Genomic DNA, 2,176 nt, shown 5'->3' with positions numbered 1-2,176 from the left:
GCAGCCCCAGGCTGCCCAGATCACGGGTCCGAGTCGCCAGTCATTGTTGACAAATGACTCCCACCCTTCAAACCTCGGACTTACATGGATTCTTTTACTTCCTCCGGTGCGTCCACAATGACTTGCAGGTATTCACAAAATGCGTCTCTAAGCTCGCCATCAGTCTTGCCAGCAGGATCGATTACGCCATTCTCAACCGCGCCCACTAGCAATGCCTCAATCGCTTGATGTCGAAATTGGTTGTCGGTGAGTTTCTTCGCCATTACGAGTTCAAAACGAATGCGTGGAGTTCGGGAGAATTCGGACCTGTAATCAGCTAGACACTTGTTTCCGGACGAGGTTCAACTTGTGTCGGCGAACGGTAGCGTTTTGCGGGCCGGGACGGTTGATGTTCCATTGGCAAAACGCTCGCAAGCCCGGCTCCGTAACAACCCATGGTTCGCCGTTCACCTGTTCTACTGGGCGGAATCGTCGGCAACTGCAATTCCCATGTTCTCAAAAAGGCCTTCTGTGTCAAAGTTTGGTTTCAGCTTGATGTCCCATACACCGTTCCACCCGAAGCGATGCCAATCTCCGTTATCGAAGACAACACAATCAATCTCAATCTTTTTCTGTTCGCGATCCACGACCAAATAGCCCTTCAAGCAATCAACGGTCTTTTCTTCTACCTCACGACCACGGTCGTAATAGATAGGCTTGCTATCTGACAAGCAAAGAACCCGCTTGCCACGTGGGAAACGGAACAGTATTCGAGTGAGCCGAACCGCACCCGAAAAATGCCGATACCCGCCGAAGGCAAGAAGCACATCAACACCACCATCGTGATCACGCAAAGTCGCCTTCATCCCGCTCTGGGACTCCATCTTGAACCGTGATGGGAGGTCCATTTTTTCGGCATCGAGATGCTGGGTGACCTTTGGCTCAGCGGGTTCGTCTGCGATTGCGTCTTGCGCCGCTGCGGGAACTGCTGAAAGGCCGAAGACAAATAGAAGAGTTGCGTATATTTTCATTTCAAAGATTTTCGGCGAACGTCACCAATCACCCGGCGGCGACGAGAGATTGTCCATTGTCAAAACGCCCGACTTCGCCGCTCGGGTGCATTGGATTGTTATCCGCGTTTGTATCCACGCTTGACCCTCTCAACGTATTCACCGATGGTAGCACAGAGTAGACCCGGCTTTCCATCCTCGGTACCCTCAAACTCGCCAACGTGTGGGCTAAAGACATAGACCGGACAAGAGTCGTCTGACGTATCAATCGCAAAAGCCTCGCCACAACCATTATCGCCGATAAAGAAGAATGAATCCGGGCAATGGTCGTCGTATTCCGATTCGTAACAGTTCGCGATTCGTAGAGGCTTGAGGTTGTTGTACAACTCGTAGTTTTCTGGTCCTTGCCCGTGTTCATCTCCGGCGTCAATTAGTGGCTGTGGGTAGTTTAGTAGCGTGTTACGGTAAGCCGCAGGAAGAACAAGCCCAGTTTCGTCTTCGATGCTGGCGATGTCTGATTCAGTCATAATCTGCTGACTCACTTCTGGATCAAGTTTGCCGTGTCGGAAAAAAGCATCATCGCTTGCATGAAGCTCCGATGCGGGGAGGGTGTATAAAAGGTCCTCAGTCGGATAACGCCTGCGGTCACCGGGCCGGCCGGGTTGGTTTTCGACCAGCGTTTCCGGTTGCTTGCCGGCTCCGGTGCACCGCTTGGTTATTCGCCGCATTCAGACCAGAAAAGGCCGATGAAAGGAGATTGCATCGTGTCGAACGCAGTCGCATCTTCCGTCGGGCCTTGAATCGAGCGTGGGTGTGGGGATTTCCGTCTGCAAGCGATGCCGCAATGGTTATACCGAATCAGTGCTGACGATGACGTTGTGGAGCGGGTAAATTACTGAGAGGCAATTTACGACTCAGTCGAATAACTTGTTTCTTACCGGTCGGACCGGGTGAGAATAAGTGATTTGGGGGTGGTTTACTAGGTTCGGTGGTGAGAACAAGTCGGAGGCGGGTGACCTGTTCTCACTGGTTTGGGAAGTTTGGCTTGGCAACGAACTCACTTGTTCTCACTTCCACAGGCTTATTCTCACTTCCTCATGTGCGGACTTCGTCCGCATGGGTGACATGCTTTTCAGCTTCGTGTTGCCCCCTAAGTGTCCTCCCCGCATTATGAGGGATTTTGGCTG

Annotated in this window: 3 protein-coding genes; all 3 read right to left on the bottom strand. The window is 52.2% G+C overall.

All coding sequences use genetic code 11. From position 1 onward, the window contains the following. Positions 1-80 precede the first annotated feature (80 nt). Positions 81-263: a hypothetical protein gene (locus FHS27_RS30620; RefSeq protein ID WP_184310257.1), complete on the bottom strand. Its 183-nt coding sequence runs from the start codon at positions 261-263 to the stop codon at positions 81-83. 192 nt (positions 264-455) lie between these two features. Further along, positions 456-1,010, bottom strand: coding sequence for a hypothetical protein (locus FHS27_RS30615; RefSeq protein ID WP_184310255.1), 555 nt, complete (start codon positions 1,008-1,010; stop codon positions 456-458). Positions 1,011-1,108: 98 nt separating this feature from the next. Continuing rightward, on the bottom strand, positions 1,109-1,531 hold the full coding sequence (locus FHS27_RS30610; protein ID WP_221225514.1) for an SMI1/KNR4 family protein: 423 nt from the start codon (positions 1,529-1,531) through the stop codon (positions 1,109-1,111). Positions 1,532-2,176 lie beyond the last annotated feature (645 nt).

Source organism: Aporhodopirellula rubra (assembly GCF_014192335.1).
Lineage (GTDB): Bacteria > Planctomycetota > Planctomycetia > Pirellulales > Pirellulaceae > Rhodopirellula > Rhodopirellula rubra.
Note: the sequence above shows the minus strand (reverse complement) of the source record. Positions and strands in the feature narration are given on the sequence as shown.

What these genes read in the sequence shown, in the direction of transcription:
- FHS27_RS30620 (WP_184310257.1), bottom strand. Translation starts at nt 263, where the DNA reads ATGGCGAAGAAACTCACCGACAACCAATTTCGACATCAAGCGATTGAG.
- FHS27_RS30615 (WP_184310255.1), bottom strand. Translation starts at nt 1,010, where the DNA reads ATGAAAATATACGCAACTCTTCTATTTGTCTTCGGCCTTTCAGCAGTT.